Here is a 16,838-nt window from a genome sequence, read left to right on the forward strand (position 1 = left end):
CGTCCGTGATGCGCGGGCGGCCGTCCGGACCGGAACGTCGCACGCCCCGGGGGGTGTGGGGCGGGCGACCGTCCGATCGGTGAGGAGACCCGGAACCCGGAGGATCCGGTGGTGTGCGCGAGGGCACGACCAGGTCGAAGCTGGGGAGGCCTCGGCCCGAACCGTTCACAGTCCCCTGTGAGCGGGTGTGTCTCTCATCTCGGTAGAACCTACGGCAGGGGGTGGGCCCGCGACAGGGCCAACGGGCACCTGTCATCCACCCCGCACACGTTCTTCACACGCTCTGCCGCCGACCGCCCCGGTGGGGGGAATCCGGGGCGGCCCACCCGCTCCCGCGACGGACCGGATGTGCGCGAACGCCTGATCAGACGCGTGCGAACGCCTGCTCGATGATGTCCAGGCCCTCGTTCAGCAGGTCCTCGCCGATGACCAGCGGCGGCAGGAAGCGCAGCACGTTGCCGTAGGTGCCACAGGTCAGGACCAGCAGGCCCTCGGCGTGGCAGGCCTTGGCGAGCGCGGCGGTCGCCTCCGGGTTCGGCTCCTTGGTCGTACGGTCCTTGACCAACTCGATGGCGATCATCGCGCCGCGGCCGCGGACGTCGCCGATGATGTCGAACTTCTCGGCCATGGCGTTGAGGCGGGCCTTCATGACCGCCTCGATGTTCTTCGCCTTGGCGTTGAGGTCCAGCTCCTTCATCGTCTCGATGGAGCCGAGCGCGCCCGCGCAGGCCACCGGGTTGCCGCCGTAGGTGCCGCCGAGGCCGCCCGCGTGCGCGGCGTCCATGATCTCGGCGCGGCCGGTGACGGCGGCCAGCGGGAGGCCGCCGGCGATGCCCTTCGCCGTGGTGATCAGGTCCGGGACGATGCCCTCGTCCTCGCAGGCGAACCACTGGCCGGTGCGGCAGAAGCCGGACTGGATCTCGTCGGCGACGAAGACGATGCCGTTGTCGGCGGCGAACTTGCTGATCGCGGGCAGGAAGCCCTTGGCCGGCTCGATGAAGCCGCCCTCGCCGAGCACCGGCTCGATGATGATCGCGGCCACGTTCTCCGCGCCGACCTGCTTGGAGATCTGGTCGATCGCCTGCGCGGCGGCCTCCGGACCCGCGTTCTCGGCGCCCGTCGGCCAGCGGTAGCCGTAGGCCACCGGGACGCGGTACACCTCGGGGGCGAACGGGCCGAAGCCGTGCTTGTACGGCATGTTCTTCGAGGTCAGCGCCATGGTGAGGTTGGTGCGGCCGTGGTAGCCGTGGTCGAACACGACGACCGCCTGCCGCTTGGTGTAGGCGCGCGCGATCTTGACGGCGTTCTCGACGGCCTCGGCACCGCTGTTGAACAGCGCCGACTTCTTGGCATGGTCGCCGGGCGTCAGCTCGGCGAGCGCCTCGGCCACGGCCACGTACCCCTCGTACGGCGTGACCATGAAACAGGTGTGCGTGAAGTCGGCGAGCTGGGCGGAGGCACGGCGGACGACGGCCTCGGCGGAGGCGCCGACGGAGGTCACCGCGATGCCCGAGCCGAAGTCGATCAGCCGGTTGCCGTCGACGTCCTCGATGATCCCGCCGTCCGCCCGCGCGGCGAACACGGGCAGCACCGAGCCCACGCCCTGCGCGACCGCGGCGGTACGACGGGCCTGCAGCTCCTGCGACTTCGGGCCGGGGATGGCGGTGACGACGCGGCGCTCCTGCGGAAGTGCGGTCATGCGGGGCTCCTGGGGGGTGCGACGGACATGTGGTTCTTTTCTCGCAGGCTAGGACGGGGAGCGGGAGCTGGGCATGCTCCATGTGGGCGTTGTTCCGGGGGGCGGGTTGTCCGTGGTGGACATAGCGCCGGTGCGGGACACGGCGGGGGCTCGGCGCGATCGGGCCTTCCACCGTGGCGTGACCCGGCCGGTGAAACGGTGAACTCGCCCTGCGGGCGCGTTAGATTGACTCGCTGACGGTGAACGGCGCGGCTGGTCAGGGGGCAAGGGCGATGGACAGCGACGGGACGCAGGACGCTCGGAGCACGCACGCGAACCCCGTGCCGCGCCCTGCGGGGCCGCCGGAGGCGCCCTCGGTGCCCCCGAGGCCGACCAGGGCGCCGGGCATGCCGCCACCGCCGGACGGGTCGGCGTTCCTGACCTGGCTGCGCACGCCCCGCCCGGAGGCACTGCCCGGGGTGTGGCGGTTCGGACACCGGCCGCGCCCGGAGGAGGAACCGGAGCGGATCCCGGGACGGCAGCTGCTGAGCGGGGCCCTGATCGCGTTCCTCGTGGGCTGGCTGATCTGGTCGCTGCTGTGGAACGGGTACCTCGGCGGCTGGTGGCTGCTGCCGCTCTACGCGATGATCCCCGACTCCTGGGCCGAACCCCACAGCTTCGGCGCCGTCGTGGTCGTCTACGCCTACTACCTGCTGATCGCGGGCGCCCTCATGATCGGCGTGGGGCGGCTCGGCCGCTGGGGCGAGGTCTGGCGCCGCTACGGACCGCCCGCATGGCGCCGCACGCCCCCGGAGAGCGGGCGCCCACCCGCTCCCGAGGCCGACCCCGCCACCTGGCCCGCCCTGCGCGCCGCGGGCGCGGCGGACGCCGCGGAGCGGCTCGCCGCCGACGCGCGCGCGGGGCTGATGCGGGACGTCGACCACGCCCGCATCGCCCGCGCCTGGCAGGGCGTACGCACCGGCCGGCACCCCCTCGCCACCTTCACGAGCACGGTGCTCAGCCACGGCGCCGCCGCCTGCCCGCACCCGTCCGGCGCGCGCGACCTGCCCGCCCGGCAGGCCCGGCACGACCTGGTCACCGGGCAGGTGCGGATCGGCACCGCCGCCGACGACGTCCGCAACCCGTACGCCTACCGGGGCGCCGGCCTCGCGCTCGGCCCCGAACTGCTCGGCACCTCCCTGCTCGCGGTCGGACCGGCCGGCTCCGGCAAGACCGGCGGTGTCGTCCGGCCGCTCGCCGAATCGCTGTGCCTGCACGCACTCGCCGGACGGGCCGCCGTGGTCGTCGTCGGCGCCGCGGGAGCGGGGATCGGCCCGGCCGACGCGTACGACGTCGTGGTACGGATCGGCCACCCCGACTCCGCGTACGACCTCGACCTGTACGGCGGGACCACCGACCCCGACGAGGCCGCCGCGGTGCTCGCCGAGGCGCTGGCCGGTGACCTGACCGACCCGCACCCCGGCAGCGACAGCCGGCGCGCCACCACCGTCCTCGCCCAGCTCCTCGGCCCCTTCCACGCGGTGCACGGCCGCTTCCCCTCCGTTCCGGAACTGCGCGGGCTGCTCGACGGCTCGCCCGGCCCGCTGGCCGCGCTGCGCCAGGGCCTGACGGAGACGGGGCAGGAGTCGCTGCTGCGCGAACTCGACGCCCGGGAACGGCAGATGGCACACCCGGGCGATGTGGGCGGGGTCCTCGCCGACCGGGTGGCACTGCTGGACCGGCCGGCCTTCGCCACGTTTTTCAAAAGCGCGGCCTTCACAAGCGCAGCCTCCGGAGGCACGGCCGCCAAGAGCACAGCCACCGCCGGACAGTCCCGGCCGTTCAGCCTCAAGGCGCTGGACCACCCGGTGCGGGTCCGGGTCGACCTGCCCGAGCGGGGCCACGCCGACGCCTCGCGGGTGCTGGCGCGGCTGGTGCTGGCGCAGTTCACGGCGAGCGTGACGGTACGGGAGGACAGGTCCCTGTTCGCCTGCCTGGTGCTGGACGACGCGACCGGCGTGGTCACCCCCGAGGCCGTGCGCGGCATCCAGCGGCTGCGGTCGGCCAACGCCGGAGCGGTGCTCACCCTGCGCACCCTGGACGACGTGGCGAGGCCGCTGCGCGGACCGCTGCTCGGGACCGTCGGGTGCCGGATGGCGCTGGCCGGGCTCACCCCGTGGGACGGACAGGACTTCGCCGAGGTGTGGGGCAAGGAGTGGACCGAGGCCCGGGACGTCACCGACCGGCAGATCATCGCGGACAGCCCCGCGGGCAAGGCCTGGCACGCGGTGCGGCGGGCCATCACCGGCAAGGCGCCGACCGCGCGGGCCGTCACCGTGCGGCAGGTCGAGCGGGAGCGGTGGTCCGCGTCCGAACTGGCGCACGCGGTGCCGGCGGGGCACGCGGTGCTCTCCCTGACCGACGTCAAGGGCGAGCACGCGCCACCGCTGCTGGTGAACCTGCGGGGCTGAGCCGAGGCTGCCCGGCAGCCCGGCCCCGCGGGCCAGGAGTGAACGAGTCGGTGAGAGACCGGCGAGAGAACCGTTCCGGCATGCGGTGACGCCGTGACCGTACGGTGGGGCAGAATCGACATAGGTCGTTCATACGCGGCGGCCAAAAATCCACAACGCTCACCTGATGCCCTGATGCCCGTGTTATCTGCTTCCTCCGCGTCAACCGTCTCGTCAGCCCTCCCGGCCCCGACCACGCGCATGCCTGATCACCGAATATCGGCTCCTCCGATCGCCGGATCCGCCGATCTCCGCCGACCTGAAGGCCCCATGCCCCCGACGCTCGCTTCGCTCGTCCACCACTCCACGCTCAAGCTGACCGTGCGTGCGGGCGAGGACGGCCTCGATGTGCCGGTCCGGTGGGCGCATGCCAGTGAGTTGGCCGACCCCGTGCCCTACATGGAGGGCGGGGAACTGCTGCTGATCACCGCCCTGAAGCTGGACGCGGAGGATCCGGCGGCGATGCGCCGTTATGTGAAACGCCTGGTGGGGGCGGGTGTCGTCGGGCTCGGCTTCGCCGTCGGCGTCCACTACGAGGACATCCCCGAGGCGCTCGTGGACGCGGCGAGGAAGGAGGGGCTGCCGCTGCTGGAGGTGCCGCGCCGCACCCCCTTCCTGGCGATCAGCAAGGCCGTCTCCGCCGCCATCGCCGCCGACCAGTACCGCGCGGTGACCGCGGGGTTCGCGGCCCAACGGGAGCTGACCAAGCAGGGGCTGGCCGGCGGCCCCGAGGGGCTGCTGACCGCGCTCGCCTCCCAGGTCGAGGGATGGACCGCGCTGTACGACGCCTCGGGCGCCGTGGTCGCCGCGGCACCGGAGTGGGCGGGCAGGCGCGCGGCACGGCTCACGGAAGACGTGCGGCGGCTGCGGGAGCGGCCCGCGCCCGCCTCGTCGGTGGTGGCCGGGCCGGAGAACCCGGAGATCGACGACCGGGTCGAACTGCACTCCCTCGGCACCGGCCGGCGCCCCCGGGCCGCGCTCGCCGTGGGCACGGCCGCCGCGCTCGGCACCGCCCAGCGGTACGCCGTCCACTCCGCCGTCGCGCTGCTCACCCTGACCACGGAACGCTCCGGCTCCCTGCGCGCGGCCGAACAGCGGATCGGCGCCGCCGTACTGCGCATGCTGCTCGCCGGGGAGCCCGACCACGCCCGCGCGGTGGCCGGAGACCTGTACGGGGGCCTCCTGGACGCGCCTTTCCGGATCATCGTGGCCGAGACGGGAGCGGCACCCGCCGCCCGTGCCCAGGGCGACCCGAACGGCGACGCCCTCGGCGCCCTGGCGGAGGCCGTGGAATCGGCCGCCGCCCGCTTCGGCGAGGCGGTCCTGGTGGTGCCGGAGCGGGAGCGGCTGGTGGTGCTGGCCGCCGACGGCGGCGCGGCGGTGGCCGCGTGCTGCGATCACGCGGCCGGCCTGGAAACGGTACGGAGCGGTGGGGGAGCCCACGAGCCCCTGGTCGGCGCCGACGAGGACGAACTGGTCGTGGGCCTGTCCGCACCGGCCGGCCCCATCGCCGCGTCCGCCGCCTACAAGCAGGCCGGGCAGGCACTGTCGGTGGCGCGGCGGCGGGGGCGGGTGCTGGTGGAGCACGAGCAGATGGCCGCCGGGTCCGTGGTGCCGCTGCTCGCCGACGACGCGGTCCGGGCGTTCGCCGACGGGCTGCTGCGGCCCCTCCACGAACACGACGCGACCGGACGCGGCGACCTCGTCGCCTCGGTGCGTGCCTGGCTCTCCCGGCACGGGCAGTGGGACGCCGCGGCGGCCGATCTCGGCGTGCACCGCCACACCCTGCGTTACCGCATGCGCCGCGTAGAGGAGATCCTCGGCCGCTCCCTGGACGACCCGGACGTACGCATGGAACTGTGGCTGGCCCTGAAGGCGACCTCGCCCGACTGACGGCTGACAGCTGAGGACCGACGAGCGACGACCGACGAGGGGCCGGGAGGCAGGGCCGGTGCCGGGTGCGGCGGGCATGGCGAGGACCGATCTGCCAAAGCGGCGCGCGTCGGCGGCCGACTGCTACGACTCGGACAAACGACCCGCTGTCACCCCGGCCCTACCGTGGATCCAGCAAGCCAAGCAACCACCCCCAACGCGGAAGGGCCGGGACTCGCCATGCCAAAGGAAGAATCGGCAGCCACCCACGCCTTCTGGCTCGCCGGCCGTCAGGCCACCGGCGAGGCTGCCTTCGACGTCACCTCTCCGTGGGACGGCCGGGTCGTCGGCACCGTGAGCGTGCCGTCCGACGCCCAGGTCGAGGAGGCCGTGGCCGCCGCGTACGCCGTGCGGGACGAGTTCGCCGCCACCCCCGCCCACGTCCGCGCCGCCGCCCTCGACCACGTCGGTCGGCGGCTCGTGGAGCGCACCGAGGAGATCGCCCGGCTGATCTCCGCCGAGAACGGCAAGCCGATCAAGTGGGCGCGCGGCGAGGTCGGCCGGGCCGTGTCCGTGTTCCGGTTCGCCGCCGAGGAGGCCCGCCGGTTCAACGGCGGCGAAGCCCAGCGGCTCGACACCGACGCCGGTGGCCAGGGGCGGCTCGCCCTCACCCGGCGGTTCCCCAAGGGCGTCGTGCTGGGCATCGCACCGTTCAACTTCCCGCTGAACCTGTGTGCCCACAAGATCGCCCCGGCCGTCGCCGCCGGTACCCCCATCGTCCTCAAGCCCGCCCCGGCGACCCCGCTGTCCGGGTTGCTCATCGGTGAGCTGCTCGCCGAGACCGAGCTGCCGGCCGGTTCCTGGAGCATCCTCCCGGTCCCCAACGACCGCATGCCCGCCCTCGTCCAGGACGAGCGGCTGCCGGTGATCTCCTTCACCGGTTCCGAGCAGGTCGGCTACGCGATCATGGACTCGGTGCCGCGCAAGCACTGCACCCTGGAGCTCGGCGGCAACGGCGCGGCCGTCGTCCTCGCCGACTGGGCGAGCGACGAGGACCTGGACCGGGCGGCGAACCGCATCGCCACCTTCTCCAACTACCAGGGCGGCCAGTCCTGCATCTCCGTGCAGCGGGTCATCGCGGACGCCTCCGTCTACGACCGGCTGCTGCCGCGCATCGTCGCCGCCGTGGAGGCCCAGGTCACCGGCGACCCGGCCGACGACGCCACCGATGTCGGCCCGCTGGTCAGCCAGGCCGCCGCCGAGCGCGTCGAGGCGTGGGTGCAGGAGGCCGTCGACGCCGGTGCCACCCTGCTCACCGGGGGCAAGCGCGACGGCGCCTCCTACGCGCCGACCGTGCTCACCGACGTCCCGGCCGATGTGACGATCTCCTGCGAGGAGGTCTTCGGGCCCGTCCTGACCGTGCAGAAGGTGGACGGCGAGGCCGCGGCCTTCGCCGCCGTCAACGACTCCAAGTACGGCCTCCAGGCGGGGGTGTTCACCCACGACCTGCAGGCCGCCTTCCGGGCCCACCGCGCCCTGGAGGTCGGCGGCGTGGTCGTTGGCGACGTGCCCTCCTACCGTGCCGACCAGATGCCGTACGGCGGTGCCAAGCAGTCCGGTGTGGGCCGCGAGGGCGTGAAGTTCGCGATGGACGACTACACCTACGAGCGGGTGCTGGTGCTGACCGGCCTCGCCCTGTGAGGCGGACCGGCCCCCGGTTCTCGACCACCGTTCCCGGCTGACTCCGCGGGGACGCGCGCCCGTCGTCCGCAGGGGCCCGGCACCGATGTCCTCCGGTGCCGGGCCCCTCTTCGCGTCGGCCGTCCCCGGACCCTCAACCGGAGAGGAAGCCGACCCGCGCGAGCCGCAGCGGGCCGCGCAGTCCCAGGCGCAGGTCCTGTACGCCGTGCACGCCGTCGACGGCGACGGGCGCGCCGAGCGTGACGTAGTCGTACGGGCCGGACGTAGGGGTTCGCGGGGGCAGCGTGGCGAACACCGGGCCGCCGTCGAGGGACAGGTCGACGGTGCCCCCGCCGGCCACCTCGACGGTCACCTCCGTCACTCCGCTCCCGAAGTCGCAGCGGCGGAAGAGCAGCTCGCCCGACTGCCCGGCCACCGGTGTCACCGCGTCGCCCGACTCCCTGGTCCGGTCGACGATCTCGGTGCCGCTCTGCTCGTCGAAGTCCGCCGCGTCCAGGCCGTGTTCGAGGACCGCACGGGGGACGCCGGGCTCGCCGTCGAGGGTGAGGGCGGTCCGCTGCCGGACGTCCTCGCTGGAGGCACCGGCCAGCAGCTCGTACCGGCCCGGCTCCACCCGCCACCGGCCCACCGCGACGTCCCGGAACGCGAAGGGGGATGCGGAAGGCTCCGGGTGGTTACCGCAGCAGGCGGGAGTGGCATGCCAAGGCCCGCCGCCTGCACGTGCTGGAGGACCGGCTGGCGCGGGAGCGCGCCGACTGGGAGGCGGAGACCGTGCATGCCGTGCGGGGCGGCAAGCGCCTGGCCCGTGCCCGGCGTCATCTGCCCGCCGCGCGACTGACCGAGGGTGAGTGGCGCCAGCGGTGGGAGGCGGCGCGGTGGTTCCTTCAGGCGGACGGGGAGTCGGGGAAGCGGTTCGGGAACGAGACGATTCGTATAGGACCGGATGGTGAGGTGAGCATTCGGCTGCCCGTCCCGCTCGCCGGGCTGGCCAATGCTCCGCACGGCCGGTACGTTCTCACCGGCCGGGTGCGGTTTACGCACCGTGGGCCGGAGTGGGCCGACCGTGTCGCGGCGAACCGGGCGGTCGCCTACCGCATCCACCACGACGTACAGCGCGGGCGCTGGTATGTGACCGCCTCCTGGACCATCCCCGCAGCCCCGGAGCTCCCCCTGGCGGCCGCGCTGGCCGAGGGGGTGATCGGGGTGGACACCAACGCCGACCACCTCGCCGCCTGGCGCCTCGATGCCCACGGCAACCCGATCGGCGACCCGCGTCGCTTCTTCTACGACCTGACCGGCACCGCCGGCCACCGCGACGCCCAGGTCCGCCACGCCCTGACCCGTCTCCTGCACTGGGCAAAAGCCTGTGGTGTCAAGGCCATTGCGGTGGAGGACCTCGATTTCACCGCGGAGAAGACCCGGGAGGAACACGGCCGCAACAAGCGGTTCCGAAAGCTGGTCTCCGGCCTGCCCACCGGCCGGCTCCGCACCCGTCTGGTCTCGATGGCCGACCAGACGGGCACCGCGGTCATCGCCGTCGACCCCGCCTATACCTCCAAGTGGGGCGCCCAGCACTGGCAGAAGCCGCTGACCAGCACCATGCGTAACACCAGCCGCCACGACGCAGCAGCCGTGGCCATCGGACGACGCGCCCAAGGGCATTCGATCAGGCGTCGGACGGCACCGCCCCGCGCCCACCAGAGCGATGGATGCGGGCATCGGACCGTCCAGGCCCGACCGGAGGCCCCTGGGCGTGAGGGACCCCGCCCCCGCTTTGCCGGACCACGGACACGATCCGTGCCACCGGACCGCCGGGTGAACGTGGGCCACCAGAACGCCCAACACCGTTCGGGGCGTTCGGCTGAGCACGAGTCCTGGCAACAGGACTCCCTCCCGCTCGGCCTCCAGGAACGGTAGGCGGAGATCAGCGCCAGCACCGGGTTCTCGTTGGCGGCGCGGGCCACGCGCAGCAGCACCTTTTGCTGGGCGGGCAGCCGGAGCGTCGTACAGGCCTCGGTCTCACGGCCGTTGATGTGCGGGTCGTTGCCGCCACGACCATGTCGGCCCGTGCTACGGCCCGCGCCACGGCCTCCTCGCCGTGCTCGGTGACGATCCAGATGCAACGTCGCCGTCCCGTCCGCGGGTGCGTACAACACGTCGTACGACATCTGGGACACGGACCACGACTACGAGATCATGCTCTGGGTCAACCGGTACGGTCCCGTCGGCCCGCTCGGCAGTCCGCAGGGCACGGTCAGTCTCGGCGGCCACACCTGGAACGTCTACAAGGGCGACAACGGCGCCAACCAGGTCTTCGTTCCTGCGCACGTCCAACTCCACTTCCGGGACCGTCGACATCCTGCCGCTCCTCGACTGGATCAAGGACACCAAGGGCTGGATGGGCAACGAGACCCTCGGCGACGTGCAGTTCGGTTACGAGATCACCTCGTCGTCCGGCGGCCTGGACTTCCGCACCGACAACCTGACGGTCAGCAGCAGTCGACCACCGCCTCCGCCCTGTGGGCAGCCCGCTGCCCACAGGGCGGAGGAGCGGGAACGAGGCGGGGCGGGCTATGCGCGGGCGGGCGCGGGGCCCGAGCTCGCCCGTACCGTCAGCTCGGGCGCGAGCAGGACGACCTCGTCGTCACCCCGCCCGTCGAGCTTGGCGACCAGGTGTTCCACGGCGTACCGGCCCATCTCCTGCGCGGGGATGGCGACCGAGGTCAGCCGCACCGAGGCCTGGACGGCGACCTGTTCGGGGCAGATCGCGACCACCGAGACGTCCTCCGGCACGGCCCGCCCCTGCTGCCGCAGCAGGGCGAGCAACGGTTCGACCGCCGACTCGTTCTGCACGACGAACGCCGTGGTGCCCGGACGTTCGTCGAGGATCCGGGCGAGGGTCACGGCCATCGCGGCGTACCCGCCCTCGCACGGCCGGTGCAGCAGCCGCACCCCCGACTCCCGTGCCTGCGAGCGCAGCCCGTCGAGGGTGCGCTCGGCGAAGCCGGTGTGCCGTTCGTAGACCGCGGGGGCCTCGCCGACGACGGCGATGTCGCGGTGTCCCAGCGCCGCCAGATGTTCCACGCAGAGCGCGCCGGCGGCCCGGAAGTCGAGGTCCACGCAGGTCAGGCCGGTGGTGTCGGCGGGCAGCCCGATCAGCACCGCCGACTGGTCATCCCCCACTCTCGAATCCTCCCCCACTCTCGAATCCTCCCCCACTCTCGAATCCGCTCGAGCGGGGGGACCCCCATGAGCGGGGGCACCCCCACCCCGCAGCAACGGCAGCCGCTCGTCGTCGAGTTCGACATCCATCAGGATCATCCCGTCGGCGAGTCCGCTGCCGGCGACGCGGCGCACCGCGTCGGGGCCCTCCTCGCCGGTGAGCAGCAGCACGTCGTACCCGTGGGCGCGGGCCGTGGTGGTCACCGCGATGGCGATCTCCATCATCACCGGCACGTACATGTCCGTACGCAGCGGGATCATCAGCGCGATGACGTTGGACCTGCTGCTGGCCAGGGCACGGGCCCCGGCGTTCGGGTGGTACCCGAGCCGGCGGATGCTCTCCTCGACCCGTCGGCGGGTGTTCGCGGAGATGGACCGCTTGCCGCTGAGGACGTAGCTCACCGTGCTCGCCGAGACTCCGGCGTGCTGGGCGACCTCGGCGAGGGTGACCATCCGGCTCTCCCGTTGTGGTGAAGCGCTTCGACAGTGCGCCGTACGTGCAGGGTCAGGTGGGGTGGTTCGACAGTAGTCCCAGCAAGGATGGGTGTCCATATGCTGTCGAAACGCTTCGACAGGCTTTCTCTCCCGCCGCCCGGAGGGTGGGCGGGAGCCGTCCCCGCCCCGCCAGGTTCCCACGAGCCCTCCGGTGCGACGTCGAGGGGTCGGGGTCGGCGGGTAAGCCGAATGGACGCACAAAGGGTGGTGGGGCGGCTGCGCATCAGGTACATACGAATGGGTAGCACCCGTCAGTAACGCAAGTCACCCCACAGGCCCCCAAGGTCATGCACATCGGTCCCCCGGGCCGTCGTCCAGGCATCCCGATTCGCGGCGAGGTGAGCCTCATGTCCGCAACACCCGAGTCATCCAGGGCACCCCAGACACCCCGATCTGGGTATCGACCCACCGTCACCGAACGTGAGGCCCGTCAGGTCGCGGAGGCCGCCCGGGAACAGGACTGGCGCAAGCCCAGCTTCGCCAAGGAACTGTTCCTGGGCCGCTTCCGGCTCGACCTCATCCACCCCCACCCTGTCCCGGCCGGCGAGGACGCCGAACGCGGCGAGGAGTTCCTCGCCAAACTCCGCGACTTCTGCGAGACGAAGATCGACGGAGCCCGGATCGAACGCGAGGCCCGGATCCCCGACGAGGTGGTCACCGGGCTCAAGGAGCTCGGCGCCTTCGGCATGAAGATCGACACCAAGTACGGCGGCCTCGGCCTGACGCAGGTCTACTACAACAAGGCCCTCGCCCTGGTCGGCTCCGCCAACCCCGCGATCGGCGCGCTGCTCTCCGCCCACCAGTCGATCGGCGTCCCGCAACCGCTGAAGATCTTCGGTACCCAGGAGCAGAAGGACACGTTCCTGCCGCGCTGCGCCCGTACCGACATCTCGGCCTTCCTGCTCACCGAGCCCGACGTCGGCTCGGACCCGGCACGGCTCGCCACCACCGCCGTCCCGGACGGCGAGGGCGGCTACGTCCTCGACGGCGTGAAGCTGTGGACGACCAACGGCGTGGTCGCCGACCTCCTCGTCGTCATGGCCCGCGTGCCCAGGAGCGAGGGCCACCGGGGCGGCATCACCGCGTTCGTGGTGGAGGCGGCCTCCGAGGGCATCACGGTCGAGAACCGCAACGCCTTCATGGGCCTGCGCGGCCTGGAGAACGGCGTCACCCGCTTCCACCAGGTCCGCGTCCCGGCCGGTCACCGCATCGGTGAGGAGGGCCAGGGCCTGAAGATCGCGCTCACCACGCTCAACACCGGACGGCTCTCCCTGCCCGCGATGTGTGTCGGCGCCGGAAAGTGGTGCCTGAAGATCGCCCGTGAGTGGTCGGCGGCCCGGGAGCAGTGGGGCAAGCCGGTGGCGCTGCACGAGGCGGTCGGCTCGAAGATCGCGTTCATCGCGGCGACCACCTTCGCCCTGGAGGCCGTGGTCGACCTGTCCTCCCAGATGGCCGACGAGAACCGCAACGACATCCGCATCGAGGCGGCGCTCGCCAAGCTGTACGGCTCGGAGATGGCCTGTCTGATGGCCGACGAGCTGGTCCAGATCCGCGGCGGACGCGGCTACGAGACCGCCGACTCCCTCCGGGCGCGCGGCGAGCGGGCGGTGCCCGCCGAGCAGATGCTGCGCGACCTGCGCATCAACCGCATCTTCGAGGGCTCCACCGAGATCATGCACCTGCTGATCGCGCGGGAGGCGGTCGACGCCCATCTGTCGGTCGCCGGCGATCTCATCGACCCCGAGAAATCCCTGGGCGACAAGGCGAAGGCGGGCGCGAACGCGGGCGTCTTCTACGCGAAGTGGCTGCCCAGACTGGTCGCGGGCCCAGGACAGCTCCCCGGAGCCTACGGGGACTTCAAACACGGGGTCGACCTCTCCCCGCACCTGCGGTACGTCGAGCGCGCGGCTCGCAGACTCGCCCGGTCCACCTTCTACGCCATGTCCCGCTGGCAGGGCCGGATGGAGACCAAACAGGGCTTCCTGGGCCGGATCGTCGACATCGGCGCCGAACTGTTCGCGATGAGCGCCGCCTGCGTCCGCGCCGAACTGCTGCGCCGCCGCGACGACCACGGCCGTGAGGCCTACCAGCTCGCCGACGCCTTCTGCCGCCAGTCCCGTGTCCGCGTCGACGAACTCTTCGACCGGCTGTGGACCAACACCGACGACATCGACCGCAAGGTCGTCAAGGGTGTGTTCTCCGGCACCTACGAGTGGCTGGAGCAGGGTGTCCTCGACCCTTCGGGTGACGGCCCCTGGATCGCGGACACCACGCCCGGCCCCAGCGCACGGAGCAACGCGCACCGGCCGATCCGCTGAGGTGGGCCGGGGCGGGGGCGTCGGACATGACCCACGAGCTGCCGGGGCGGAGCCCCGGCGGTGTCCGCGACCGGACACAATGGGGTCCATGACCGACGCTCCAGCTCCGCTCGCCGACCCGCACCTGGTGTACGACCCCGTGGCGGGGGACGGCCCCAGGGACGTGGTGATCCTCGGCTCCACCGGGTCGATCGGCACCCAGGCCATCGACCTCGTGCTGCGCAACCCCGACCGCTTCCGGGTCGTCGGCCTGTCCGCCAACGGCGGCCGCGTCTCCCTCCTCGCCGAGCAGGCCCACCGGCTGCGGGTGCGCACGGTCGCCGTCGCGCGCGAGGACGTCGTGGGCGCGCTGCGCGACGCGCTGTCGGCGCAGTACGGGCCGGGGGAGCCGCTGCCCGAGATCCTCGCCGGAGCGGACGCGGCCGCGCAGCTCGCCGCCTCCGACTGCCACACCGTCCTCAACGGCATCACCGGCTCCATCGGACTGGCCCCCACGCTCGCCGCCCTCGAGGCCGGCCGCACCCTCGCGCTCGCCAACAAGGAGTCGCTGATCGTCGGCGGCCCGCTGGTGAAGGGGCTGGCCAAGCCGGGGCAGATCATCCCGGTCGACTCCGAGCACGCCGCGCTGTTCCAGGCACTGGCCGCCGGAACCCGCGCGGACGTGCGCAAGCTCGTCGTCACCGCCTCCGGCGGCCCCTTCCGCGGCCGCACCAGGGACGAACTGGCGAACGTCACCGTCGAGGACGCCCTCGCCCACCCCACCTGGGCCATGGGCCCGGTGATCACGATCAACTCCGCCACCCTCGTCAACAAGGGCCTCGAAGTCATCGAGGCCCACCTGCTGTACGACATTCCCTTCGATCGCATTGAGGTCGTCGTACACCCGCAGTCGTATGTCCACTCGATGGTTGAGTTCACGGACGGATCGACACTGGCCCAGGCGACGCCCCCCGACATGCGCGGGCCCATCGCCATCGGCCTCGGCTGGCCCGAACGGGTCCCCGACGCCGCCCCGGTCTTCGACTGGAGCAAGGCGTCCACCTGGGAGTTCTTCCCCCTCGACAACGAGGCGTTCCCCTCGGTGAACCTGGCCCGGCACGTGGGCGGGCTCGCGGGCACCGCCCCGGCGGTGTTCAATGCGGCGAACGAGGAGTGCGTGGAGGCGTTCCGCGCCGGCGCGCTGCCGTTCAACGGGATCATCGATACCGTCACCCGGGTGGTCGAGGAGCACGGCACCCCGCGAACGGGAACCTCTTTGACTGTCCCGGACGTCCTCGAAGCGGAGACCTGGGCGCGAGCGAGGACCCGGGAACTGACTGCCCGTACGGCGAGCGCGGAGGCGCGTGCATGACGACCTTGATGTTCATCCTCGGCATAGTCGTCTTCGCGGTCGGCCTGCTGCTCTCGATCGCCTGGCACGAGCTGGGACACCTGTCCACCGCCAAGCTCTTCGGCATCCGGGTCCCCCAGTACATGGTCGGCTTCGGCCCGACTCTCTGGTCCCGGCACAAGGGCGAGACCGAGTACGGCGTCAAGGCGATCCCGTTCGGCGGCTACATCCGCATGATCGGCATGTTCCCGCCCGGCGCCGACGGACGGCTGGAGGCCCGCTCCACCTCGCCGTGGCGCGGCATGATCGAGGACGCCCGCTCCGCCGCCTTCGAGGAACTGCAGCCCGGCGACGAGAAACGCCTGTTCTACACACGTAAACCGTGGAAACGGGTCATCGTGATGTTCGCGGGCCCGTTCATGAACCTGATCCTCGCGGTGGTGCTGTTCCTCACCGTGCTGATGGGCTTCGGCATCCAGCAGCAGACCACCACCGTCAGCTCGGTCTCCCCGTGCGTCATCTCGCAGAGCGAGAACCGCGACGAGTGCGTGAAGTCCGACCCCCGGTCCCCGGCCGCGGCGGCCGGCATGGAGGCGGGCGACAAGATCGTCGCGTTCGGCGGCGTCAGGACCGACGACTGGGGCACGCTCTCCGACCTCATCCGCGACAGCGCCGGCAAGGCCGTGCCGATCGTCGTCGACCGCGACGGACAGGAGGTCACCCTCCAGGCGAAGATCGCCACCAACCAGGTCGCGAAGAAGGACTCCGACGGGGCCTACGTCGAGGGTGAGTACGTCAAGGCCGGCTTCCTCGGCTTCAGCGCGGCCACCGGCGTCGTCAAACAGGACTTCGGGGACTCCGTGGTCTGGATGACCGACCGGGTCGGCGACGCCGTCGACTCCCTCGCCGCCCTGCCGTCCAAGGTCCCCGCCCTGTGGGACGCGGCCTTCGGTGACGGTCCGCGCGAGCCGGACTCCCCGATGGGCGTCGTCGGAGCGGCCCGGGTCGGCGGGGAGATCGCCACCCTCGAGATCCCCGCCTCACAGCAGATGGCCATGTTCGTGATGCTGCTCGGGGGCTTCAACCTCTCCCTGTTCCTGTTCAACATGCTCCCGCTGCTCCCGCTCGACGGCGGGCACATCGCGGGCGCCCTGTGGGAGTCGCTGCGCCGCAACCTCGCCAGGGTGCTGCGCCGCCCCGACCCGGGCCCGTTCGACGTGGCGAAACTGATGCCGGTGGCCTACGTGGTGGCCGGGATCTTCGTCTGCTTCACGCTCCTCGTCCTCGTCGCGGACGTGGTGAACCCGATACGGATCTCCTAGGCGGACCGGACGGACCGGTACGTGCCCCGCCTCACCACCGGGTGCGAATCCGCCGGACATCCGCCGTTCACGATGGCCTGGAACCCTTTCGTTCCGGGCCATCGCCCTTTGAGTGGGTTTACGGACGGGATGTGCTCGGGCCGATGCCCGTGCCGTAATCTCGGACCGCGGAGCCCGCTGCTCACCGGGAGCCGGACCTTGATCCACGACTTGGGGTTGCACAGCAGATGACTGCGATTTCTCTCGGCATGCCGTCCGTTCCGATCACCCTGGCCCCGCGCCGCAAGAGCCGGAAGATCCAGGTGGGGTCGGTGGCGGTGGGCGGGGACGCGCCGGTGTCGGTGCAGTCGATGACCACCACGCGCACCTCCGACATCGGCGCGACGCTGC

At 72.2% G+C, this 16,838-nt stretch carries 11 protein-coding genes and 1 pseudogene; 9 read left to right on the forward strand and 3 right to left on the reverse strand.

Annotated elements, in window-relative coordinates; genetic code table 11:
- Positions 1–364 precede the first annotated feature (364 nt).
- Positions 365–1,699 carry a 4-aminobutyrate--2-oxoglutarate transaminase gene (gabT, locus tag AB0I73_RS13330; RefSeq protein ID WP_363036759.1) on the reverse strand — a complete coding sequence of 445 codons (1,335 nt, stop codon included), beginning with the start codon at positions 1,697–1,699 and terminating at the stop codon, positions 365–367.
- A 272-nt stretch (positions 1,700–1,971) separates the two neighbouring features.
- On the opposite strand from gabT, the gene AB0I73_RS13335 reads away from it, so the two are divergent.
- The 3 genes from AB0I73_RS13335 to AB0I73_RS13345 all read left to right on the forward strand — a co-directional run bounded on the left by AB0I73_RS13335 (position 1,972) and on the right by AB0I73_RS13345 (position 7,761).
- A complete protein-coding gene (locus tag AB0I73_RS13335) occupies positions 1,972–4,149 on the forward strand; it encodes an ATP-binding protein (protein WP_363036761.1) in 2,178 nt (725 codons plus the stop codon).
- Between the two features lie 309 nt (positions 4,150–4,458).
- Entirely contained in the window at positions 4,459–6,081 is a 1,623-nt protein-coding gene (locus AB0I73_RS13340) for a PucR family transcriptional regulator (protein ID WP_363036763.1), read from the forward strand.
- A gap of 219 nt (positions 6,082–6,300) precedes the next feature.
- Positions 6,301–7,761, forward strand: coding sequence for an aldehyde dehydrogenase family protein (locus AB0I73_RS13345; RefSeq protein WP_363036765.1), 1,461 nt, complete (start codon positions 6,301–6,303; stop codon positions 7,759–7,761).
- Between the two features lie 133 nt (positions 7,762–7,894).
- On the opposite strand, the gene AB0I73_RS13350 is transcribed toward AB0I73_RS13345, so the two are convergent.
- Positions 7,895–8,389, reverse strand: coding sequence for a carbohydrate-binding protein (locus AB0I73_RS13350; RefSeq protein WP_363036767.1), 495 nt, complete (start codon positions 8,387–8,389; stop codon positions 7,895–7,897).
- A 26-nt stretch (positions 8,390–8,415) separates the two neighbouring features.
- On the opposite strand from AB0I73_RS13350, the gene AB0I73_RS13355 reads away from it, so the two are divergent.
- Together AB0I73_RS13355 and AB0I73_RS13360 are read left to right on the forward strand one after the other, a co-directional pair.
- Complete coding sequence (locus tag AB0I73_RS13355) at positions 8,416–9,678, forward strand: IS200/IS605 family accessory protein TnpB-related protein (protein WP_363036769.1); 1,263 nt, start codon at positions 8,416–8,418, stop codon at positions 9,676–9,678.
- A 204-nt stretch (positions 9,679–9,882) separates the two neighbouring features.
- Positions 9,883–10,261, forward strand: a pseudogene (locus AB0I73_RS13360) (hypothetical protein); the annotation flags it as partial.
- Between the two features lie 71 nt (positions 10,262–10,332).
- Here AB0I73_RS13360 and AB0I73_RS13365 read toward each other — a convergent pair.
- A complete protein-coding gene (locus AB0I73_RS13365) occupies positions 10,333–11,436 on the reverse strand; it encodes a LacI family DNA-binding transcriptional regulator (protein ID WP_363036771.1) in 1,104 nt (367 codons plus the stop codon).
- Between the two features lie 389 nt (positions 11,437–11,825).
- Between AB0I73_RS13365 and AB0I73_RS13370 the strand changes: the two genes are divergently transcribed.
- From AB0I73_RS13370 to AB0I73_RS13385, 4 genes are all read left to right on the forward strand, one after another.
- Positions 11,826–13,796: an acyl-CoA dehydrogenase family protein gene (locus AB0I73_RS13370; RefSeq protein ID WP_363036773.1), complete on the forward strand. Its 1,971-nt coding sequence runs from the start codon at positions 11,826–11,828 to the stop codon at positions 13,794–13,796.
- An 88-nt stretch (positions 13,797–13,884) separates the two neighbouring features.
- Complete coding sequence (dxr, locus tag AB0I73_RS13375) at positions 13,885–15,147, forward strand: 1-deoxy-D-xylulose-5-phosphate reductoisomerase (RefSeq protein ID WP_363036775.1); 1,263 nt, start codon at positions 13,885–13,887, stop codon at positions 15,145–15,147.
- Positions 15,148–15,155: 8 nt separating this feature from the next.
- Positions 15,156–16,448 carry a site-2 protease family protein gene (locus AB0I73_RS13380; protein WP_363036781.1) on the forward strand — a complete coding sequence of 431 codons (1,293 nt, stop codon included), beginning with the start codon at positions 15,156–15,158 and terminating at the stop codon, positions 16,446–16,448.
- Positions 16,449–16,675: 227 nt separating this feature from the next.
- Positions 16,676–16,838 (forward strand): flavodoxin-dependent (E)-4-hydroxy-3-methylbut-2-enyl-diphosphate synthase (locus AB0I73_RS13385; RefSeq protein ID WP_363036783.1); only part of this gene is annotated, 163 nt, incomplete at its 3' end.

It is taken from the genome of Streptomyces sp. NPDC050388, assembly GCF_040655635.1.
GTDB lineage: Bacteria > Actinomycetota > Actinomycetes > Streptomycetales > Streptomycetaceae > Streptomyces.